The 21,929-nt window shown below is 69.7% G+C and carries 19 protein-coding genes; 13 read left to right on the top strand and 6 right to left on the bottom strand.

Annotated elements, in window-relative coordinates; all coding sequences use genetic code 11:
- Positions 1–2 precede the first annotated feature (2 nt).
- A complete protein-coding gene (locus E3O28_RS07945) occupies positions 3–1,307 on the bottom strand; it encodes an O-antigen ligase family protein (RefSeq protein WP_134415565.1) in 1,305 nt (434 codons plus the stop codon).
- 80 nt (positions 1,308–1,387) lie between these two features.
- On the opposite strand from E3O28_RS07945, the gene E3O28_RS07950 reads away from it, so the two are divergent.
- Both E3O28_RS07950 and E3O28_RS07955 read left to right on the top strand, forming a co-directional pair.
- Positions 1,388–3,064, top strand: coding sequence for an FAD-dependent oxidoreductase (locus tag E3O28_RS07950; RefSeq protein ID WP_134415566.1), 1,677 nt, complete (start codon positions 1,388–1,390; stop codon positions 3,062–3,064).
- Positions 3,061–3,366 (top strand): metal-sensitive transcriptional regulator, encoded by a 306-nt coding sequence (locus E3O28_RS07955; RefSeq protein WP_104100304.1) that lies wholly within the window; start codon positions 3,061–3,063, stop codon positions 3,364–3,366. Before E3O28_RS07950 ends, E3O28_RS07955 begins: the two co-directional genes overlap by 4 nt.
- 199 nt (positions 3,367–3,565) lie before the next feature.
- Here E3O28_RS07955 and E3O28_RS07960 read toward each other — a convergent pair whose 3' ends face one another.
- Entirely contained in the window at positions 3,566–4,744 is a 1,179-nt protein-coding gene (locus tag E3O28_RS07960; RefSeq protein WP_134415567.1) for an acyl-CoA dehydrogenase family protein, read from the bottom strand.
- Positions 4,745–4,877: 133 nt separating this feature from the next.
- Between E3O28_RS07960 and manA the strand changes: the two genes are divergently transcribed.
- The 8 genes from manA to E3O28_RS08000 all read left to right on the top strand — a co-directional run bounded on the left by manA (position 4,878) and on the right by E3O28_RS08000 (position 15,947).
- Positions 4,878–6,224, top strand: coding sequence for a mannose-6-phosphate isomerase, class I (manA, locus tag E3O28_RS07965; protein WP_134415568.1), 1,347 nt, complete (start codon positions 4,878–4,880; stop codon positions 6,222–6,224).
- Positions 6,225–6,481: 257 nt separating this feature from the next.
- Positions 6,482–7,702 carry a hypothetical protein gene (locus E3O28_RS07970; protein ID WP_134415569.1) on the top strand — a complete coding sequence of 407 codons (1,221 nt, stop codon included), beginning with the start codon at positions 6,482–6,484 and terminating at the stop codon, positions 7,700–7,702.
- A gap of 49 nt (positions 7,703–7,751) precedes the next feature.
- Positions 7,752–8,726 carry a UDP-glucose 4-epimerase GalE gene (gene galE / locus E3O28_RS07975; protein ID WP_104100300.1) on the top strand — a complete coding sequence of 325 codons (975 nt, stop codon included), beginning with the start codon at positions 7,752–7,754 and terminating at the stop codon, positions 8,724–8,726.
- A 158-nt stretch (positions 8,727–8,884) separates the two neighbouring features.
- Entirely contained in the window at positions 8,885–9,205 is a 321-nt protein-coding gene (locus E3O28_RS07980; RefSeq protein WP_134342688.1) for a WhiB family transcriptional regulator, read from the top strand.
- 144 nt (positions 9,206–9,349) lie between these two features.
- Positions 9,350–12,463, top strand: a complete 3,114-nt coding sequence (locus E3O28_RS07985; RefSeq protein ID WP_134415570.1) for a glycosyltransferase — start codon at positions 9,350–9,352, stop codon at positions 12,461–12,463.
- Positions 12,453–13,910: a DUF5719 family protein gene (locus E3O28_RS07990; protein WP_134342640.1), complete on the top strand. Its 1,458-nt coding sequence runs from the start codon at positions 12,453–12,455 to the stop codon at positions 13,908–13,910. Before E3O28_RS07985 ends, E3O28_RS07990 begins: the two co-directional genes overlap by 11 nt.
- Before the next feature lie 25 nt (positions 13,911–13,935).
- The gene (locus E3O28_RS07995) at positions 13,936–14,886 is read left to right on the top strand and encodes an MTAP family purine nucleoside phosphorylase (RefSeq protein WP_134415571.1); all 951 of its coding nucleotides are present in this window, start codon (positions 13,936–13,938) and stop codon (positions 14,884–14,886) included.
- On the top strand, positions 14,883–15,947 hold the full coding sequence (locus E3O28_RS08000; protein ID WP_134415572.1) for an NAD-dependent epimerase/dehydratase family protein: 1,065 nt from the start codon (positions 14,883–14,885) through the stop codon (positions 15,945–15,947). Before E3O28_RS07995 ends, E3O28_RS08000 begins: the two co-directional genes overlap by 4 nt.
- Before the next feature lie 113 nt (positions 15,948–16,060).
- On the opposite strand, the gene E3O28_RS08005 is transcribed toward E3O28_RS08000, so the two are convergent.
- Together E3O28_RS08005 and E3O28_RS08010 are read right to left on the bottom strand one after the other, a co-directional pair.
- The gene (locus tag E3O28_RS08005; RefSeq protein ID WP_134415573.1) at positions 16,061–17,227 is read right to left on the bottom strand and encodes a HAMP domain-containing sensor histidine kinase; all 1,167 of its coding nucleotides are present in this window, start codon (positions 17,225–17,227) and stop codon (positions 16,061–16,063) included.
- Positions 17,224–17,976 (bottom strand): response regulator transcription factor, encoded by a 753-nt coding sequence (locus E3O28_RS08010; RefSeq protein WP_233191092.1) that lies wholly within the window; start codon positions 17,974–17,976, stop codon positions 17,224–17,226. The genes E3O28_RS08005 and E3O28_RS08010 overlap by 4 nt, the downstream gene beginning before the upstream one ends.
- Positions 17,977–18,096: 120 nt before the next feature.
- Between E3O28_RS08010 and E3O28_RS08015 the strand changes: the two genes are divergently transcribed.
- From E3O28_RS08015 to E3O28_RS08025, 3 genes are read left to right on the top strand one after another with little or no spacing between them, the layout of a single operon-like run.
- A complete protein-coding gene (locus E3O28_RS08015; protein ID WP_134415574.1) occupies positions 18,097–18,765 on the top strand; it encodes a glycosyltransferase family 2 protein in 669 nt (222 codons plus the stop codon).
- Positions 18,762–19,403 carry a DUF2064 domain-containing protein gene (locus E3O28_RS08020; RefSeq protein WP_104099191.1) on the top strand — a complete coding sequence of 214 codons (642 nt, stop codon included), beginning with the start codon at positions 18,762–18,764 and terminating at the stop codon, positions 19,401–19,403. The genes E3O28_RS08015 and E3O28_RS08020 overlap by 4 nt, the downstream gene beginning before the upstream one ends.
- Entirely contained in the window at positions 19,400–20,092 is a 693-nt protein-coding gene (locus tag E3O28_RS08025; protein WP_104099190.1) for a methyltransferase domain-containing protein, read from the top strand. The genes E3O28_RS08020 and E3O28_RS08025 overlap by 4 nt, the downstream gene beginning before the upstream one ends.
- Here the strand turns inward: E3O28_RS08025 and E3O28_RS08030 are convergent.
- Positions 20,041–20,541: a hypothetical protein gene (locus E3O28_RS08030; RefSeq protein ID WP_104099189.1), complete on the bottom strand. Its 501-nt coding sequence runs from the start codon at positions 20,539–20,541 to the stop codon at positions 20,041–20,043. The genes E3O28_RS08025 and E3O28_RS08030 overlap by 52 nt on opposite strands.
- A gap of 11 nt (positions 20,542–20,552) precedes the next feature.
- Positions 20,553–21,842: a molybdopterin-dependent oxidoreductase gene (locus tag E3O28_RS08035; protein ID WP_104171422.1), complete on the bottom strand. Its 1,290-nt coding sequence runs from the start codon at positions 21,840–21,842 to the stop codon at positions 20,553–20,555.
- Between the last annotated feature and the right edge of the window lie 87 nt (positions 21,843–21,929).

A 21,929-nucleotide genomic window follows, 5' to 3' on the forward strand; every position in this document is an offset into this window, starting at 1 on the left:
GCCTAAGGCATCCGTTGATTGGTTGCCTGCTGTCGCTTCGTGATAACGGCGAGCACGACCAGCAGCAGCCAGCCGGACTCGATCAGGATGCGGCTTTCGGCCAGGCTCTGGGCGATCAGGGCTACCAGGAGCAGCAGCGGGAGCAGGGCGGAGGCCGCGTAGGGTTCCGTGTCGGCGAGGGCGCGCCTGGGCCGGTCGACCGCGAGGAACCAGCAGCGCCACAGCGTGGAGAAAACGGCGGCGGCGAAGATGATCAGCCCGAGGACGCCCAGCTGAAGCCAGACGTCGAGCCAGGCGTTGTGCGCCTGAAGGTAGACGACGCCGCGGCGCACGGCGAGACCCTCGAAGGGTTCGACCCAGGGGGCCCAGTAGCTCACCCAGCCCCAGCCGAACACCGGGCGCTCGGCGGCCAGCCCGGCCACGCTGCGCCAGATGTCGAGGCGGCCGGTGAGGTCGGCGGATTTGCCGAGCAGGGCGAGGAGCTGCGGCGTGAGGGCCACCAGGCCGACACCGCCGACGACCACGGATGCCCCGGCCACCAGGTACACCGGCCGTCGCCCCTCGGGGAGCCGGCGGCGGGCCCAGAGGGCGAAAAGCAGCGCTGCGGCGACGGCGGCAGCAGCAAGCGTCACGGTTGCGGACCGGGTCACCAGCAGCACGAACACCCCGAGGCCCAGCCACGCCAGACCCCAGTTGCGGCTCACGGTGCCGGCGGCGAGCTGAACGGCGAAGACGATCACGGCCATCAGTGCCACGAACCCGAGCAAATTGCGGTTGGCGACGATGCCCTCGATTGGCCCGCCCTGCAGCAGGATACCGCGGGTCCAGTAGTACGACTCCGGCACGTTGCGGGTGCCGTAGTCGACCCAGAAGGGGAGCACGGCCTGCCGCACGAACAGGGCGACGATGAGCTCGAAGGCGAGGGACAGGGCGAGGATCCAGCGCAGTGCGGCGGCGAGCGTGCGCAGCAGCTCGGCCCAACTCAGGCACAGGGCGAGGAACAGTGCGGCCAGCGTGGTTGCCCACTGCAGGGTGACTCCGATCAGGGAGGCGCCGAGGTAGAACGACCAGGCCAGCGACAGGGTGGCCAGACCGAGGAAGGCGATGAGCGATTTCGGGAACCGCGACCACATCCAGTCCGGGTTCAATTTGACGAGGGCGACGACGCTGCTCACGACGATGACCAGCGCGATCGCGCCGTAGCCCCACCAGCCGAACAGGCTGCGCCAGAACTGGCCGGCCAGGACGGAGAAAAAGACGAGCGTCGCGAAGGTGCGAACGACGAATCGGCTCTGGACGGCGGGCATGTGTCTAAGGCTAGAGCGTGCCGGGGCGGCCACCGATCATTTTCTATACCCCCTAGGGTATACTTATCCCGGAGGTTCGAATGAAAACGATCATTGTTGGTGGAGTTGCGGGCGGAATGTCGGCGGCGACGCGGTTGCGTCGGCTGGACGAAACGGCAGACATCATTGTATTTGAACGCGGCCACTATGTCTCGTTCGCAAACTGCGGACTTCCCTATTACGTGGGCGGCGTGATCACGGACCGCAGCAATCTTTTACTCCAGACCCCGGCATCCCTCGGGGCCCGCTTCCGCCTCGACGTGCGCGTCGACCACGAGGTCACGGCGATCGACCGGGAGGCGAAGACGGTCTCCGTGCGCCAAACGCAGACCGGCGCCGAGACCACCGAGACGTACGACCGCCTCATCCTGGCTGCCGGAGCGACGGCCCGAACCGGGATCACCCCGGCCGGCCTCGCCACTCGCACCCTGCGCACGGTCGACGACGTCGACCACATCACCGCTCTGCTGGCCGGCGTCACGGGTCAGGCCTCCGCCGTCGTCATCGGCGCCGGGTTCATCGGCTTGGAGGCCGTCGAAAACCTCGTTCGCCGCGGCGTGCACGTGACCCTGGTCGAGTTCGGCTCCCAGGTCTTCGGGCCCTTCGACGCCGAGATGGCCGCGCCGATCTTCGACGAGCTGCTCTTGCGGGGCGTTGACGTACGCCTGAACACGACCGTCGTCGCCGCCGCCGACGCGGGAGTCAAGCTCAGCGACGGATCCGTCGTTCCGGCCGACCTCGTCATCGACTCCGTGGGGGTGCTCCCCGACACCTCGCTCGCCGCCCGGGCGGGCATCACGATCGGCGCGAGCGGCGGTATCGCCGTCGATGGCAGTCAGCAGACCAACGACCCGTCGATCTACGCGGTCGGCGACGGCGTCGAGAAGATCGACGCCGTCGACGACAGCGGCATCCTGATCACCATGGCCGGCCTCGCAAACCGGCACGGCCGGGCGGCCGCCGACAGCATCGCCGGCGAGCCCGCGTCGGCCTCCCCGGTGCTCGGAACCGCCATCCTCGGCATCTTCGGCCTGACGGCGGCCATGGTCGGCTGGAGCGAGAAGCGTCTCGTGCAGCGCGGCCGCGCGCGCCGGGTCGTGCACACCCACCCGGCGTCGCACGCCACCTACTACCCCGGCGCCGAGGGCATGTCGATGAAGCTCCTGGTCGACCCGGCGACGGATGCCATCCTCGGCGCCCAGATCGTCGGCGGCAGCGGCGTCGACAAGCGCATCGACATCCTGGCGACGGCGATGACCGGCGGACTGACGGCATCCGCTCTCACCCGCCTCGAGCTGGCATACGCGCCGCAGTACGCGTCGGCGAAGGACCCGATCAACCAGCTCGGCTATGTCGCCGACAACCTTGCCGCGGGAACGACGCGTGCGCTGCAGTGGCACGAGCTGGCCGCCGCCCGGGCCGCGGGCGCGGTGCTCGTGGATGTGCGCTCGGCGGCGGAGTTCGCCGCCGGGAACATTCCCGGCGCGATCAACGTTCCGGTGGACGAACTGCGGGACCGCCTGGCCGAGCTGCCCGACGCACCTGTGATCGTGCACTGCCAGGTGGGCCAGCGCGGGCACACGGCCGCACGCATTTTGAGCCAGAACGGGCTGGACGTGCAGAACCTCGACGGCGGCTACCGCACCTGGATCGCCGGCGAAACCGCTCTCGGCCTGATGCCCGTCATCGCCGCCAAGTCTGAAAGGATTCCGGCATGACCGAAATCACCGCTACCGCTGCCGACGTCGCTGCTGCCGACGTCGCTGGGGAACAGAACCAGAAGAAGATCCTCAACCGGCTGCGCCGGGCCCAGGGCCAGCTCGCGGCGGTCATCACCGCCGTCGAGGCCGGCGGCAGCTGCAAGGATGTCGTCACTCAGCTTGCCGCCGTGTCCAGCGCCCTCGACAAGGCCGGTTTCGTCATCGTCTCCACGGCGATGCGCGAGTGCCTCGACAACCCGCAGGGGGAGAACTCCCTCACGGTCGAGGAGCTGGAGAAGCTCTTCCTGACGCTGGCGTAGCCTCCCGACGCGAGTCGGGCCCGCTCGGCGTTGAACCAATTCGACGGAGATTCTCCCGTAAAAGCGCTTTTTCGGGGTTCTGGGGACTGGTTTGGCCAAAATCTCCGTCGAATTCGTTCGGGGCTCGGGGCTCGGGGCTCGGGGCTCGCGGTTCGGGGCTCGGGGCTCGCGGCTAGGGCGGGCGCGGCCCCTGACTCGCCTAGACGAAGGCCGCCTGGCCGGTGATGCTGCGCCCCACGATCAGGGTGTTCATCTCCCGGGTGCCCTCATAGGAGTAGACGGCCTCGGCGTCGGAGAAGAAGCGCGCCACATCGTACGAGAGCACGATGCCGTTGCCGCCGAATAGTTCGCGGCACCAGGCGACCGTTTCGCGCATCCGGGCAGTCGTGAAGAGCTTGGCCAGGGCGGCGTGCTCGTCGCGCTGGCTGCCCTCGTCGAGCATCTGCGAGACCCGCACGACCATGCCCAGGCTGGCGGTGATGTTGCCCAGCGACTTCACCAGCAGGTCCTGCACCAGCTGGTGGCCGCCGATCTCCTTGCCGAACTGCGTGCGCTCCTTCGCGTACGCGACGGCCGCCTCGTAGGCGCCGATCGACGTTCCCACGGCCGCCCAGGCCACCTCGGCTCGGGTCAGGCGCAGAACCTTGGCGGTGTCCTTGAACGAGTTCGCGTTCTGCAGCCGGTTCTTTTCGGGCACGATCACGTTCTCGAGCACGATGTCGGCGTTCTGCACCGAGCGCAGGCTGATCTTGCCCTCGATGCGGGTGGCGCTGTAGCCGGGGGTGTCGGTGGTCACGATGAAGCCCTTGACCATGCCGTCGGCGGTGTCTTTCGCCCAGATGATGGTGATGTCGGAAAAGGTGGCGTTGCCGATCCAGCGCTTGGCGCCGTTCAGAAGCCAAGTGTCGCCGGTGCGGGTGGCCGTCGTGCGCAGTCCCTGCGCCGCGTCCGAGCCGGAGAGCGGCTCGGTCAGCCCGAATGCCCCCACGAGCTCCCCGCTCGCCAGGCGCGGCAGCCACTCGTCGCGTTGCTCCGGCGAGCCGGTCGCCGAGATGGTTCCGCAGGCGAGGCCGTTCTGCACGCCGACGAATGTGGCGACGGATGCGTCTACGCGCGCCGTCTCCAGGGCCACGAAGCCGCGGAACACCGCGGAGTTCTGGAAGGGCCGGGTCTCAGGCCAGCCGAAGGAGTAGGCCCCGAGCGCCGCCAGCGGCCGGATGACCTCGGCCGGAAACTCGGCGCGCTCCCAGCATCCGTTCACGATGGGCCGAACGTCGGACTCGAGGTAGGCGCGCAGATTGGCGAGCGCGGTCTTCTCCTGATCGGTCAGCAGATTCTCGTAGCCGTAGAAGTCGCTGGGAAGTAGCTCGAAGGTCATCAGGTGCTCCATTGCAAAGGTGGCGACGGCCGGCGTGCGGCGGTCGGCGGATGTTCGCAGCCTACGGTCGCGGAACCGGCACGCCGCAAGCGGTTGGTAGTTTGGTCTAAACCTAAGAGTGCAGGAGAGCGCCATGTTTGTGGGCATCACCAATACGCCGCGGCACTATGCCTGGGGTTCGACCACCGCCATCGCGGGTCTGCTCGGCTACGATCCGTCGGGCACAGCTGAGGCCGAACTCTGGCTGGGCGCACACCCGGGATCGCCGAGCGTCATCACCGACCCCGAGCAGGTCGGCGGCCACCACACCCTCCTGGACTGGATCCACGCAGCCCCGGAGGAGGCCCTCGGCGCCGCGCTCGCCGCGCCCGCTGCTCCGCGGTTGCCGTATCTCCTGAAGATCCTCGCCGCCGCGGGACCGCTCTCGCTGCAGGCGCACCCGACCGCGGAGCGGGCACGGATCGGCTTCGGCCTGGAGAACGCGGCCGGTATTCCGCAGGATGCGGCGGACCGCAACTACCGCGACCCGTTCCATAAGCCCGAGGTGATTTTCGCCCTGAGCGACACCTTCGAGGCCCTCTGTGGGTTCCGCGAGCCGGTCGAGATCCGCGGCATCCTGGGCGAGCTGCGCGCCCTCGACGTGGCCTCGGACGACCCGCAGCCCGGCGCGCTCGATGCGCTCGAGCGGCACCTGCTCGGCGACGACGCTCTGCGCGACTGCGTCGACTGGTTGTTGCGCGACGGCCGCGGCGGCGATTCCGGCGAGGTGGCCTGGCTGGTCGAGCGGGTGGTTGCCCTCGCCGTCAGCGCGGCCGACCTGGCCGAGAGCGGCGCGATCCTCGACTACCCGCTCGAACTCGCCACCGTGCGGGACCTGGCCCGTGCCTACCCGGGGGATCCCGGCATCGTGATCTCGCTGCTGACGAACCGGGTGTCGCTGCGCCGAGGCGAGGTGCTCTACCTGCCTGCCGGGAACATCCACGCCTACCTGTCCGGCCTCGGTGTGGAGCTGATGGCCGCCTCGGACAACGTGCTGCGCGGCGGGCTGAGCCCCAAGCACATCGACGTCGACGAACTGCTCGAGGTGCTCGAATTCACGCCGCTGCCCGTGCCGTACCTTCCGCCCGTGCTGTCGTCTCCGGGCGTCTCGGAGTACCGACCCGACGTGGACGACTTCGTGCTCGTGCACATCGCGGCGGAAGCCGGGGATGCGGATGCTGATGCGGGTGCTGCTTCTCCCGGGGGTGCGGGTGCTGATGCGGGTGCTCGTGCGGCTGCGGCTTCTCGCGCGGGAGTGCCGATGCGGCAGTTCACGCTGACGGGGCCCGCGATCGCCATCTGCACGGCCGGGGGATTCCTGGTGGCCGGTGCGGGGGCATCCGTCGCCCTCAAGCGCGGCGAGTCCGTCTACATCACGCCCGACGAAGGCACGCTCACGTTCGCCGGCGTCGGCGAGGTCTTCCTGGCCACGACCCCCTAGCCCTGGCTCCCCACCAATTCGACGGAGATTTTGCGCTCGAACCAGCTATTTGCCGGTTTGTGCGCTGTTCGGAGTAAAATCTCCGTCGAATTCGTTCGCGGTCGCCCCCCCGCGCAGCAGCGCGGGGGGGCTGGGGCGGTCTGATCGGTAGCGTCCGGGCGGGAAACGGTGCCCCCCCACCCGGTGGGGGCGGCGTGTTATCCCCAAGGTGACGGATGCCGCGGCGCGGGTTCGACTCCGCTGCGAGGCTGCGGGCCATGCGCTCACTCACCAGGGACATCCTCGACCACGGACTCTTCGTCAAACGCGCCGCACTCCGCGCCCGAGGCTGGAGCGATGGGCACCTCCGCGGCGAGGTCAACCGGGGAACGGTCGTGCGGGTGCGCAAGGGCTGGTACTCGGTTCCGTCGGCGCCGCCGTCGGCCGTCGAGGCGTTCCGGATCGGAGGCCGGCTGGCCGGATTGAGCTGCCTGAAGTCCTACGGGATCTGGACCCCAACCACCGGCAGGCTCCACGTCAGCGTCCCCAGCGCCGCGCGCGGGTTGCGGCGCCCGACGGACATGCGCGCACGGCTGGATGTGCTCGACGGTGTGCTGTGTCGCGTGACGTGGAGCGACGACGCGATCGACGGACGGGGCGACTGCGTGTGGCGTACCAGCGTGCACGAGGCCCTGGTGCACATTCTGAACAACCACGACAGGGTCACCGCAATCGTGTGTCTGGATGCCGCGTTGCACAGCGCCCAGGAAAACGGGGTCGGGATTATCCGCGACGACCTGGGCTGGATCTTCGCCCGCGCGCCGCTGCGGGTTCAGTCCTGGCGCGACGAGGTCGACGGACGCGCCGCCGCGGGTGGGGAAACGGAATTCCGACTCAAGGCCCTGGCCGCGGGCATCCCCTTCGTTTCGCAACCGTTCGTCAGCGGGGTCGGGCATCTCGATGGCCAGATCGGGCCGTCGACCTTCGTCGAGATCGATGGGAAGGACTGGCATGACGATCCGATCGCCTTCGAGGTCGACCGGGAACGTGATCTGCTGGTTGCAAGCCAGAACGGGCGCACCCTGAGGTTCAGCTACGCGCTCCTTCGCAAACAGTGGGGGTTGTGTGTGCGGGCGATGGTCACGGCGCTGGAGTACGACTACCTGCGCGAGCCGTCGGCCGCGTTTCCGCCGTTCCACGAGCGGATGCTGCGGGCGCGCCACCGTCTCGGCCAGGGCCCGGGTCGGTTCCCGGCCCCCGCATCAGGTGTCGCCCCTGCGCCGCGGCGAGCACCCGATCAGCTCGCGGTCGAGCCGCCTGGCGCACCCGCGCGCGTCGCGATCACGGCCCCATCCGTTGCCCGACCCTGCCCGCCCCCTCGTCCGCCACCCTCCGGGAACTCGCTCCGGGCAGCGGCAGGCTGCGCCGGGCGTCCGGGCGACCCGCCCCGACGACCTGCCGCGCTGATCGACCAGCGACAGCCCCGCCACCGAGGCTAGGCTTGCAGAGCGGCAGTGCTTGATTGCCGTCAGATCTTGCGAGGTTCAGATGGCGTGGCTTGTCACCGGAGGTGCCGGATACATCGGTTCCCACATCGTTCGTGCTTTCCTGAAAGAGGGCATCGAGGTGGTCGTCATCGACGACCTCTCCAGCGGGCACGCTGAATTCGTGCCTGCCGACGTGCCGTTTGTGCGCGGCACCCTCCTCGACCGCGAGCTGCTGATGCGCACCTTCGCCGAGCACACCGTGACCGGCGTCGTGCACGTCGCGGGTTACAAGTACGCCGGGGTCTCGGTGCAGCGCCCGCTGCACACCTACGAGCAGAACGTCACGGCCATGGCCACCCTGCTGGCGGTCATGCAGGAGTGCGAGGTCAAACGGATGGTGTTCTCCTCGAGCGCGGCCGTCTACGGCACCCCGCACACCGACCTGGTCACCGAGGAAACCCCGAAGAACCCCGAATCTCCCTACGGTGAGTCCAAACTGATCGGCGAATGGTTGCTGCGCGACCAGGCCGTCGCCGCCGGACTGCGCTACACGGCGCTGCGCTACTTCAACGTGGTCGGGTCCGGAGCGCTCGACCTGCGCGACACCAGCCCGCACAACCTCTTCCCCCTCGTCTTCGACGCGCTGATGGAGGGCCGCATCCCGAGCATCAACGGCGACGACTACGCCACCGCCGACGGAACGTGCGTGCGGGACTACATCCACGTGGCAGACCTGGCCCTCTCGCACGTGGCCGCGGCCCGGCACCTGGACGCCGGCGAGCCGGTGCTGCCCGTCTACAACCTCGGCAGCGGCGACGGAGTGTCGGTGGGGCAGATCATGTCCACTGTGGCGGCCGTCACCGGCATCGACTTCGCGCCCGTGATCGGTCCGCGCCGCGCGGGCGACCCCGACCGGATCGTCGCCTCCGGCGAACTCGCGGCCCGCGATCTGGACTGGGCCATGCGCCACAGCCTAGAGGAGATGGTGCAAAGCGCCTGGGAATCGCGGCAGACGGCATCCGTCTCAGCGTTGTGACCAATCAAATCTCACCGATTTTCGCTCTTGGGCGAGTCGAAACCCTCCAACAAATATTGACGGTTTAGTATCAGCGACTTGACGGCAAGGAATTACACGGCTGTAATTAGGGCTGACGCGTAATTTTGGGCACATTTTGCAGTGGGGTGGATGACGATATGGCGCTATCAGAGTCTCGTGCCGGGGTACCGGAGGACTGGTTCATTGACCCGGTTCGTCTGGGTGTTCCCGGGGTTCGCAAGGAAGTGGGCGACGGCGATCTTCTGTCGTGGCAATCGGACTCGCTCTGCGCGCAGACCGATCCGGAGGCGTTCTTCCCCGAAAAGGGAGGGTCGACCCGCGATGCCAAGAAGATCTGCTCCTCGTGCGAGGTGAAAACCCAGTGCCTGCAGTACGCGCTCGCCAACGACGAGCGGTTCGGAATCTGGGGCGGCCTGTCCGAGCGGGAACGGCGCAAACTGCGCAAGCGAGCCAGCTAGGCCTCAGACGGGCCTTAAAACGACCCACGGCATGCGAATCCGGACCCGACGCCGGCTGCGGCACCGGAGGCGAAGCAGTGTTTTTCAGGCTCGCCCCTCCCCTTGCTCCTCATCGGGCCCGAACCAATCTAGGCTGTTCTCCATATGCATGCCAGAGTCACCGCCATCCTCGTTGCCCGTAACGGCGCCAAGCACCTCGACCGCACTCTCGAGGCGCTGAGTCGCCAGACACGTCAACCCGACGTCGTGATCACGGTCGACTGCGGATCGACCGACACTACGGCCGCGCTTCTGGCTGCCTACGCACCGACTCACTTCATCTCAGCGGATGCCGGACTCAGCTTCGGCGAGGCCATCGTCACGGCCGAGAGGGTCATCGCGCCCGCCGAGTCCGATAGCGAAATGCTGTGGCTCCTCGCCCAGGACAGTGCGCCGGAACCCGACGCCCTGACGGCCCTGCTCGGCGAACTGGAGATTGCGCCATCCGTTGCCGTGGCCGGTCCCAAGGTCATGGACTGGGACGCCGGCGACTACATCCACGAATTCGGGCAGTCCCTGACGCCCGGCGGTGCGACCGTCACCCTGGTGGAGAGCGAACTCGACCAGGGCCAGCACGATGGAATGGGCGACGTGCTCGCTGTGAGCGCCGGCGGCATGCTGGTGCGCCACCTCGTCTGGCAGCAGCTCGGCGGCTTCGACCCGGCCCTGCCGTCCGCGGACGACTCCCTCGATTTCTGTGTGCGCGTGCGGATGGCCGGTTACCGCGTCTCCGGCGTCGCCGCGGCTCAGGTGGCCTCAGCCGGAGACGGCGTTGCCGGCACCAGCGGCTCCTCCCGCGGCCGCGCGCGCCGCAAGCGCCTCCGTGCCATGCGCGCCGCGCAGCTGCATCGCCGGCTTGTCTACTCCCCGCGCTGGATGATCCCTCTGCACTGGCTGGCCCTGGTTCCCCTCGCGGTGCTGCGCTCGTTCGGGCAGTTGCTGCAGAAGGAACCCGGGGCGATTCTGGGTGAGTACTCCGCCGCGTTCGCCGCGGCTTTCAGCGGTCTGCGGGTGAGTGCTGCCCGGCGCCGCTTCGGTGCCACCCGCACCCTGGGCTGGGCGTCGATCGCCTCGCTGCGCGTGCCCACCGTCGAGGTGCGCCGCCGCCAGGCGCTCCGCCGTGAGGCCAGCCTCACCAGCGTGAACGGCGAGGTGCCCGAAATCCGCTTCATCTCCGGTGGCGGCGCGTGGACCGTGTTGGCCGCCCTGGTGGCCGGCCTCATCGTCCTGGGCCCTCTGATCGGCGCCCGCACCCTCACCGGCGGCGCGCTGCTGCCACTGTCGGACACCCCCGCCGAACTCTGGGGGAGCATCGGCTACGGCTGGCGCGACATCGGCCTGGGCTTTGTCGGCGGCGCCGACCCATTCGCCACGGTGCTGGCGGTGCTGGGCTCGCTCACCTTCTGGGCGCCGTCCTTCTCGCTCGTCCTGCTCCACTTCCTCGCCCTGCCGCTGGCCGCCCTCGGCGCCTGGCTTGCCGCGACCCGCCTCTCCGAGCGCGCGTCCATTCGCGCCATCGCCGCCGTACTCTGGATGCTGTCGCCCACCTTCCTCAGCGCCCTCGCTGCCGGGCGTCCGGCTGCGATCCTCGTGCACCTGCTGCTGCCGTGGCTGTTCTTCGCCGGGTTCATGGCCGCCCGCTCGTGGTCGGCGTCCGGCTCCGCGGCCCTGCTGTTCGCCGCCATCGTGGCTGCGGCGCCGTCGCTCGCGCCCGCGCTCCTGGTGGTCTGGCTGATCGCCATGCTGCTCAGTGGGCGCAGCGGTATGCGGTTCATCGGCATCCCTCTGGCGGCGCTCGCCCTCGCGGCACCTCTGATCTGGAATCAGGGACTGCGCGGCAACTGGCTGGCCCTGCTGGCGGACCCGGGCCTGCCTCTGCCCGCCCCCGACGTCTCGGTGTGGCAGCTGTTGCTCGGCTTCCCGTCCGGTGAGCTCGGCGGGTGGACCCCGCTGCTCGAGACGCTCGGGCTGCCCGGTGTCGACGCGTCCGTGCTCGTGCCGGTGCTCCTGATCCCGCTGGCCGTACTCGGCGCCCTTGCCCTCTTCCTGCCTGGGGCCCGCGGCGCGAGCTTCGCGCTGCTGACCGCCCTGCTCGGTGCGGGCACGGCCATCGCCGCCAGCCAGCTCTCCCTTTCCTCGGTCGGCGGCCAGCCGGTCGGCATCTGGGCCGGCGCCGGGCTCAGCCTGTACTGGCTCGGACTGGTCGGCGCGGTCGTCTTCGCCCTGCGCGGCCTGCGCCGCTTCGCCATCGCCCCGGCGGTCACCGTGGTCGCCCTGCTCGTGATCGTGGTGGCGCCGCTGGTCGCAGCCCTGCCCCTCGGCACCAGTGTCGTGGCCGAGGGCATCGACCGCACCCAGCCCGCCTTCGTCAGCGCCGAGGCGCAGACGGATGCCCGGGTCGGCACCCTGCAGATCGTGCCGCAACCCGACGGGGGCATCCTCGCGACCATCGTGCGCGGTCCCGGCGCCACCCTGAACACCCAGTCCACCCTCAGCAGCACCGACGTGACCCTCAGCCCGCGGGAGGAGGAGCTGGCCACTTTGGCCGGAAACCTCGCCTCGCGCAGCGGGCTCGACGCCGCGGCCGGCCTGGCCGACTTCGGCATCCGTTTCGTGCTGCTTCGACCGGCCGCCGTCGCACCGGCCGGTCCCGGAAACACGGCGCCGGTCACCCCCGCGGCAGAAGAGACCGCCGGCCGCACCACGACCGCCCTCGACGGCAACGCCGCCCTGGCGCCGGTGGGAGACACGGTCTTCGGCCGGCTCTGGCAGTACGAGGTGACGGATGCCCCGGTCCCCACCGCGGCCAACGGCGCCATCCCGGCCAACGCCGGCGGCACCCTCGGTCTGGTGTTCCTCGTCATCGCCGTGCTTGTGGTCGGGGCCACCGTGCTCCTGTCGATCCCTACCGGTGCGGGGCCGGAGGCGGTGCGTCAGGCCAGCCGGGACGCCATCCGCAACACGGCGAAGGCCCGCACCAGGGAGAACAAGCGTATCGCCAAGGCGGCGGCCCGTAGGAAGCCCGCGCCCGGCTTCCGGCCCTCCACCGAGCGCGCCGTCACGCCCGCGGCGGCGGGCGCCCTCGACACAGCCGCACCGGTCACGTCGACTGAAGCCGTCCCTGGAACGTCACCGGACGTCGGTTCCGGTACCGGACCCGACTCCGGACCTGGCACGGAAATCGGCGCCCGTTCAGAGGAGCACGACCATGCCCAGTAAACGCGGAATCGCCCTGCTCGGGGCGCGGGCGGTGGCCGGATTGGTCGGTCTCGGAGTCGTCGTCGCATCCGTCGGCGCGGCAACCCTCGTCACCTGGCCCACGGTTGAGAAGGGGCCGTCGTCCATCATCGTGTCGCCGACTCCGAGCGAGCAGCAACGAGTCTGCCCGGGGCCGCTCCTCGTGCTGGCCGAGGATTCCAGCCAGGCACAGGCAGCCAGTTCCGTCGGAAGCGCTGCAGCCGTTTTCGGCGCCCATGCGGCGTCGGGCGAGCCGGGGTGGATCGAACCGGAGGTTACAGCCATCGCGGCCCCGGACAACGCGAACCCCGAATCGTTCGGCGCACCGCAGTTGCTGCGCGTTCCGACCCCGCCCGGGTCGGGGGCGGCACCGCTGGTCACGGGCAGCCAGTCCCAGATCGCGGGCGGCGAATCGCTCGGTGGCCTGGCCGTCGCGGGCTGCGGGGAGGCGGCCGGTGATAGCTGGCTCGTCGGCGGTTCCACCGACATCGGCCGCACCAGCCTCGTGCTGCTCAGCAACCCCACCACGGTCGTGGCCACCGTCGACCTGGCCGTGTTCGGCGAGACCGGTCAGGTGGATGCCCCCGGCTCCACCGGAATCCTCGTGCAGCCGGGCACCCAGCGGGTCGTTTCCCTCGCCGGACTGGCCCCCAACCTCCGCTCACCCGTGCTGCACGTGCAATCCAAGGGCGGCCAGGTGGCGGCCACGCTGCAGCAGAGCATCGTGCGCGGGCTGGAACCCGGCGGCGTCGACCTCCTCGGTCCCTCAAACGGCCCCGCCGAAGCCCTGGCGATCGCCGGCGTGATCGTCTCCAACGCGGCCGGATCGGATGCCCCCGACGAGGTCGGCGGCCTTAGTGACGACGTCACCTCGGTGCGGGTGCTTGTTCCCGGAACGGTGGCGGCGACGGTCCAGGTCGGTGTGACCGGTGCGACCGGCCAGGCGGCCGGGGCCTCGGTCCAGGTCGACATCCAGCCGGGGGTTGCCACCGAGGTGCCCCTGACCGGGCTCGTGCCCGGTACCTACTCGCTGGAACTGACCGCCAGCGAGCCGATCGTGGCCGCGGCGCAGAGTTCCGCGGCGGGTTCCGCAGGCCGCGACTTCGCCTGGTTCGCGTCGTCCGACGCCCTCGCCGACGAGTTCCTGGTGGCCGCCGCCGACGGCCCGTCCCCGCAACTCAACCTGGTCAACATGGGCACCGTCGACGCCACCTACACGGCCACCCCCGACAATGGCACATCCAGCACAGTGGCGGTGCCGGCCGGCGGCTCGGCCACGATGCCGTTGGAGCAGTCGCAGCGCTACCTCGTGTCCGGCGGCACCTCGACCGTGGCTTCGGTGGCCTACGCGGGCGACGGGCTGCTCGCGGCATTCCCGCTGAGCCAGGCCGGGCCGCTGGCGGCCCCGATCCGGGTCTACCCCCGCTAACCGTCTTCCAACCTCTGGAGATCCCGTGATCGAGACCACCAGCACCACCACTAGCACCACCAGCACCGCCGACGTGGGCGTCGCCGTCATCGGCGGGTCCGGACTGTACCGGCTCTTCGACGCCGGCACCGAGACATCCGTCGACATCATCACGCCCTATGGCCCTCCCTCGGCGTCGATCTCCATCGGATTGCGGGCCGGCCGGCGGGTCGCCTTCCTGGCCCGGCACGGCGGCGACCATTCGGTGGCGCCGCACCTGATCAACTATCGGGCCAACATCTGGGCGCTCGCGTCGCTGGGCGTGAAGGCCATCATCTCCTCGTCGGCCGTCGGCGGCGTCAGCCCCGCATACCCGCCGGGGATGCTGGTGGTGACCGACCAGTTCATCGACCGCACCTCGGGCCGTGCCGACACCTTCTACGACCAGGGCACGGTCGCGCACCTGGCCGCGGCCGACCCGTTCGATCCGGAGTTGCGCCGCCTCGCGATCGCCGCGCTCGCGACGCTGGAGGAGAACTTCGCACCCACCGGCACCTGCGTCGTGATTCAGGGCCCGCGGTTCTCCACCCGGGCGGAATCGCTCTGGTTCCGCGCCGCGGGCGCGCACACCGTCAACATGACGCAGTACCCGGAGGTCGTCCTGGCCGCCGAACTCAACATGGGCACGGTCAATCTCTCCTTCGTCACCGACGCCGACGCAGGCCTGGCCACGGTGCCCACCGTTCAAACCGACACCGCTCAGACCGACACACCTCAGGCCGAGGTCGAGGCCGACCCGGATACCGTTTCCGCCAGCCTGGTCTTCACGCGTCTCCGGGCCGCCCAGCCGCGGATCCTGGCCGCGATCGACGGCATCCTGCGTGCCCTGCCCGAGAATTTCTCCCCTCGCGAGCTGATCGCCCCCGAGCAGGTCGGCGTCGTGCTCGATCGTCGTCCTGCACCTGCCCCTGCCGCGCCGGCCGGAGCCGACGCGTGACCCGGCGCCTGCTCGTCACGGGTGGGGCCGGTTTCATCGGCGGCGCGATCGTCCGGGACGCGCTCGCCCGCGGCTGGCAGGTACGGGTGCTCGATTCCCTCCGCAGTGACGTGCACGGTGGACTCCCGGTGCTGCCGAACGGTGTTGACGTGATCGTCGGCGACGTGACCGACGCATCCGTCGTCGCGCTCGCTCTCCGCGACACGGATGCCGTCTGTCACCAGGCCGCGAAGGTCGGCCTCGGCGTGGACTTCGCCGACGCCCCCGACTATGTGCACAGCAACGAGGTCGGCACGGCCGTTCTGCTCGCGGCGATGACCGAGGCCGGGATCAACCGGTTCGTGCTGGCCTCCTCGATGGTGGTCTATGGGGAGGGAAGCTACCGCGGCTCGGAGGGTTTCACGCGTCCGGGACCGCGCCGCGAGGCCGATCTGCTGCGAGGCGTGTTCGACCCCGTCGATGAGGCCACCGGTGAGGCCCTCGAGCCACTGCTCATCTCCGAGGACGACCCGCTCGACCCGCGCAACGTCTACGCGAGCACCAAGCTGGGTCAGGAATACCTCGCGTCGGCATGGGCCCGCGCCACCGGAGGCCGGGCCGCGGCGCTCCGTTACCACAACGTCTACGGGCCGGGGATGCCGCAGAACACGCCCTACGCGGGTGTCGCGTCGTTGTTCCGCTCGGCGCTGGAACGCGGCGAGGCCCCACGGGTCTACGAAGACGGCGGCCAGCGTCGCGACTTCGTGCACGTCGCCGACGTCGCCTCGGCCAACCTCGCCGCGCTCGACTGGACCGCCGGCATCGAGCCGTCCACTTTCCGCCCCTTCAACGTGGGCAGCGGCGTCGTGCACACCATCGGCGAGATGGCCGCGGCCCTCAGCGTGGCCACCGACGGACCGACCCCCGTCGTCACCGGGCAATTCCGGCTCGGCGATGTGCGCCACATCACTGCCTCCTCGGGGCGACTCCGCCGCGAACTGGACTGGGCACCCAGCATTTCATTCGAGGAGGGCATGCGCGCTTTCGCGAACGCGCCCCTGCGCGCCGCAGTCACCCGGTAGCCCCGGTATGAACCAATTCGACGGAGATTTTCGTGTGAACCGGCTTTTTCGGCGCTTCTGGCGCCGATTCAGTCAAAATCTCCGTCGAATTCGTTCGGGGCGTCCGGCGTGGATCAGCGCGTAGCGATCGGATGCCGCGGCAACAGCACCTCGAACCGGCACCCGCCGGGCACGTTCCGCACCCGCACTTCGCCGTGGTGCGCCCGCACGATCCCCTGCACGATGGCCAGGCCGAGGCCAGCGCCGCCGGTGCCCAACGGTTCGGCCACCGGGGTGCGCGGACCGCTCGCCCGCCAGCCGGCTTCGAAGACCCGGCTGAGGTCCTGCTCGGGGATGCCGCCAGCGGCATCCGTTACCGAGATCACGGCGTGGTCGGTGGCACCGGCACCCGATCCGGTGTTGGCCGTGACCGAGACCACGATCGAGCTGCCGGCCGGCGAATGCTGGATGGCGTTCATGACGAGGTTGCCGACCACCCGGGACAGTTCGCGCGGGTCCGCGAGGATGGTCAGCCCCTTCTCTCCGGCGAATCGCAGGTCGAGCGACTTGGCCTGGGCGATCGGCCAGAGTCCGGCGACGGTGTCGCTGATCAGGTCGTAGAGCGAGACCGGCTGCAGCCTCAGGCGCAAGGTGCCGGAGTGGATTTTCGACAGCTCGAACAGGTCGTCGACCATGCCCGTGAGCCGGTCCACCTGCCCGCGCATCTGCGTGTAGTACCGTTCCGGGTCCTCGACCATGCCGTCCTCGAGGGCTTCGGCCATGGCACGGATGCCCGCGAGCGGCGTGCGCAGGTCATGAGAGATCCAGGCGATCAGCTCGTGCCGTGACTCCTCGATCTGATTCTCGCGGACACGGGATTCGGCGAGGTGTTCCCCGGTCGCGGCCAGTTCCCCGGCCAGCGCCGTGAACTCGTTGTTGCTGTGCCGGTCGGTCGCCGCGATCCGTTCGCCGCGCTCGATGCTGGCCGCGGCCGAGCGCAGGGAGCGGCTGTCCCGGGCGAGCTGACGGCTGAGCACCGCGGCCATGGCCAGTGACACCAGTCCGGCGACACTGGCCACGGAGTAGAAGACCGTGAGGTCGTGCCGGGAGACGTATGTCTGTGAGGCGACCGCCGCCATCCCGCCGACGACCGACACCACCGTGGCAAGGGCGATCACCATCAGCTGCAGTACGAGGGAGGTGCGGGAAAGCAGGCGCAGGGTGAGCAGGCCGGCGCCGCCGACGACCACCGCGCAGGCCAGCGTGAACAGCGAGACCGTGAGGAGCACATCCGGTGTCATGACTGCCGCCCCGTGGGAGCCAGCGGAACCGGGTCGAACCGGTAGCCGACCCCCCAGACCGTGTTCAGCAGCCGGGGCTGCGCCGGGTCAGCCTCGATCTTCTCCCGCAGCCGGCGCACGTGCACCGTCACCGTGGACAGGTCGCCGAACTCCCAGCCCCAGACGGAACGAAGCAGGTCCTCCCGGCTGAGCACGGTGTGCGGACGCCTGATCAGGTGGGCCAGCAGGTCGAATTCCCGCGCGGTGAGCACCAGTGGCTCGCCGCGCAGCCGCACCTCGTGCGCCTGCGCGTCCAGGGCGAAGTCGCCGGCCGAGACCAGACCGGCCGGCACGGCGGGCGCGGTGCTCCGGCGCAGCACCGACTGCACCCGCAGCACGAGTTCGCGCGGGGAGAACGGTTTGGTCAGGTAGTCGTCGGCGCCGGCCTCGAGGCCGTCGATGCGGTCCTCCTCCTGGTTGAGGGCGGTCAACATGATCACCGGGATCTCCCAGTCCCCGCGGATGCGCCGGCACACCTCGATTCCGTCCAGGAGTGGCAGCATCCGGTCGAGCACGACCAGGTCTGGCCGCAGCTGTTCGGCTTTCGCGAGCCCGTCCAAGCCGTCTGCCGCCTCGTCGACCACGAACCCGGACGCCCGCAGATACCGGCAGACGATCTCGGACACCGTCGGGTCGTCGTCGACGACGAGGATGCGGCGCTCGAGAGGCGGTAGCGGGCGCAAATCACCCGGGGGCAGGGAAGGAGGCACGAAATCAGGATAGAGCGGCAGGCACCGGGTGTGCCGGGCCGGAGCAGGCGACACCGTTTCTTCCTCACTCTGTAATCTCTTTGGCCGTTTCGGCGGAGCCGGCCCCCATAGTGTCGACCCATGACTGTGTTCCAGGTGGACCTCGTGCTGCCATGCCTGAACGAAGCCGACGCCCTGCCCTGGGTACTGTCGCGACTCCCGGAGGGGTATCGGGCCATCGTCGTCGACAATGGCTCGACCGACGGATCGGCTGAGATCGCCGCCATGGCCGGCGCCCAGGTCGTGCACGAGGCGCGCCGCGGCTTCGGCGCCGCCGCTCACGCGGGCCTCCTGGCGGCCACCGCGCCGATTGTCGCCTTCTGCGACGCCGACGCGTCGATGGACCCGGCCGAACTGCCGCTCCTGGTCGATCCCGTGCGGGCCGGATCCGCCGACCTGGTGCTCGGCCGCCGCCGGCCCGTGACCGCCAAATCCTGGCCGCTGCACGCGCGCCTCGCCAATTCCAGTCTGTCCTGGCGTCTGCGCCGAATAACAGGGGTGAACATCCATGACCTCGGCCCCATGCGCGCCGCGCTCCGCGAATCCGTGCTGGACCTCAATCTCCAGGACCGCCGCAGCGGGTATCCGCTGGAGATGTTCTTGAAGGCGGCGTCGGCGAACTGGCGCATCCTCGAGGTTGACACGACGTATTCGCCCAGGGTCGGCCGCAGCAAGGTGACCGGAACCGTGCGCGGCACCCTGACCGCGGTCAATGACATGTCCGCCCTCCTCCGGGAGACGCGCCGATGACGACCATCGTCGTGATCGCCAAGGAATGCCTTCCCGGTCGGGTGAAGACCCGGCTGCACCCGCCGCTGAGCCTCGAACAGGCCGCCGATCTGGCGGCGGCCAGCCTCGACGACACTCTCGCCGCGGTCGCCGCCCTGCCCGCGACCCGCCGCATCCTGGCCTTCGACGGTGTGATTGCGCCGAACGCAGCTGCCGGCTACGAGATCCTGCCACAGGTGGAGGGCACCCTCGACCTGCGGCTCGCGGCCGTGTTCGACGCCTGCGAGGGTCCCATGCTGCTGGTCGGCATGGACACCCCGCAGGTCACCCCCGCCCTGCTCGAACCCGTCTTCACCGACTGGACCGATGACGTGGATGCCTGGTTCGGCTTCGCGAACGACGGCGGCTTCTGGGCGCTCGCCCTGAACGACCCGACCGGCGACCTGATCCGCGGCGTGCCGATGTCCCGGGACGATACTGGCGCTGTGCAGCTGAAACGGCTGACGGATGCCGGGTTGCGCGTGAACCTGCTGCCTACCCTCACCGATGTGGACACCATCGAAGACGCCCACCGGGTGGCGGGGATCGCGCCCACCGGCAGATTCGCCACGGCTCTGGCCGCCATGATGCCGCCGAGCCCGACGGACAATTTCCGATGACGCTGCTGGCCGCACAACTCGAGGGGGAGTGGGCCGAACCGACCACCTTCGGTGCCGGCGGCGCGGAGCCCTATGCCGCCGCGCTGCGGAACGCCGACAACGTGCTCTACCTGCGCCGGATATCCTCCGGCGAGCACGCCACCATCGACGCCGGTCGGTGGAGCGCCGACGCCGACGACACCGACCTCTGCCTGCTCGACGGGATCACCGGCCCGGTGCTCGACATCGGCTGCGGCCCCGGCCGCATGGTGCGGGCCGCCATGGGGCTGGGGCTGACCGCGCTCGGCCTCGACGTGTCGGCGACCGCCGTGCGCATGGCCGCAGACGCCGGCCTCGACGTGTTGCAGGGCAGCGTCTTCGACCCTCTGCCGCTGGAGGGTGGCTGGGCGGCCGCGCTGCTCGTCGACGGCAACATCGGAATCGGCGGCGACGCATCCGTTCTGCTCACGCGCTGCGCCGACCTGCTGGCGCCGGACGGCGTTCTCCTGGTCGAACTCAGCCACGACCCGGCCCGGGACGACAGCTACCTCGGCACCATCGAGGATTCAACCGGGAGCCGCAGCGCCGTGTTCCCCTGGGCGGAAATCGGCATTAACGGCCTCCGCGACCGTGCCGGAGCGACCGGTCTGGTCGTGGCTCAGGACTGGCGGCTGGACGGCCGCTGGTTCGCGCGCCTGCTGCGAGCGTAGAGCACGACCGACCAGACCGTCGCGACCAGGGCGACGGCCACCCAGAACAGAGCGAGGTTCCGACCGTAGTCGAGCGGAAGGATGCTCGGATTGTTCGAGGTGAGCGACCGGGCGACGATCGCGGGCACCACGATCAGCGTCATGATCGAGCCGACCACGATGGCGGCCTGCACGACCAGCACGATCGTGCCCGTGACGCGGCGCCCCGCGCGGCGCAGCAGAAGGCCGCAGAAGAAGACCAGGGGCGCCAGCACGGCGTCGTGCAGCACGATCGCCGCGCCGATCCAGAGCGCCACCCCGGGCAGTCGGGTGATCCGCACTGTGTCGAAAAGAACGTAGAGGCCGAAGAGGAGCCCGGACGTGCCGAGCAGGATCAGCGTGGTGCGGGCTGCGCGCATCCGTCGGTCGCCGGCGTGGGGGAGCGCGGTGGTCGCGCGTGCTGTTGTCATACCTGCGGTGTTCATGCGGTGATCGCCTCGATCCGGCTCAGCCATTTGGTTTGCAGCACTCCGGGCCGTCCCGGGGCGATCATGCGTGCCGGGTAACCGTGCTGCAGGTCGAGCGTCTCGCCGTTCAGCTCGAGCGCCACCAGGGTCAGCGGGTCCCGCACGTATTCCGGTCCCATCTCGGTCTTCTTGAAGCTGCCGCGCTCTTCGAGACTGATCAGGCGAAAGGATGCGCCGGTGTCGGCGCCGACCAGGTCGGCCAGTTCCGACAGGCGAACCCCGCGCCAGAGCGCCAGTTGGCTCCAGCCCTCGACGCAGGCGATCGGCAGTTCCACCTCGGTCTGCGGCAGGGCCTCGAGCTCGGCGCGGCTGAAGCTGCGCTCCACGCCACCGGCAGCGAGGGTGAGCACCCAGCCGGCGGCGACGGCCGACGCGGTGACCTTTGCCTCCTCGGCCGTGCGGTTCACCGGGAGGCCCTGCGGACCGACGCCCTTCTTGCGCGGACCGAACACGTTCACCGCGTCCAGAGGCGCAAAGGTCTGGCCGGCGGTCAGCCCCACCACGGCGGCGCAGGCGATTCCGACGGTGGTGAGGAAGCCCCGGCGACTCACGGTCGTCGTCTCGCTCACGGTCTTCGTCTCGCTCACGAACGAGGGCGTGGCGTCGATCCAGGCGATCAACCGGCCCGTCACACCGGACGGACGTCCGCTGCCCCAGAGCCGCACCGCCTCGACGTCGGCCGGTGACTCAACGTCGCTCGCGGCATCCGTTGCCTCGTGCTCGGCAGCGGCGCGCCCGTTCCAGAACCGTGTGATGATCGGCAGCTTGATGCCGATGTGCAGTACCAGCAGTCCCACCAACACCCAGCCGAGGGCGTAGTGCACCTCGCGGAAGGGAAAGGGCCACGGGTACCACTGGTAGGTGTTGATCAGGCCGATGGTGATCTGCACCAGGGATGCGCCCACGAAGAGGGCGATCGACGCGCGTTCGAGCAGGTGTAGGAACGATTTCACCGGCGGCCACTGGAACAGGTCGGGGAAGACGATGTAGAGCTTGGCCAGCAGCAGCGGGAAGCATGCGATGCCGGCCACGATGTGCGTGCCCTGGGTGATCTGGTAGAGCGACGCGGGCCGGGTCGGGAACCGCATCCACGGCAGCGGCTCCTGCAGGAAATGGCTGTACAGGCCGGTGCCGAAGCAGACGATGAACGCGGCGCCGAGCAGCCGGCCGATCACGACCGCCAGCCGGGGATTGCGCACCGGGGAGGCCAGCGCGCGCTGGGCCTCGTACATCATTCGTCTCATGGTTCCATTGCATCATCCGGGGTGCCCTGAGAGGCGGCGCAATCCTTACGGTCCGGTGACGCGCACCGGGACGGTTGGGCCCAAATG

Origin of the sequence: Cryobacterium sp. TMT2-14 (assembly GCF_004402465.1) — a bacterium.
GTDB classification, from domain to species: Bacteria; Actinomycetota; Actinomycetes; order Actinomycetales; family Microbacteriaceae; genus Cryobacterium; species Cryobacterium sandaracinum.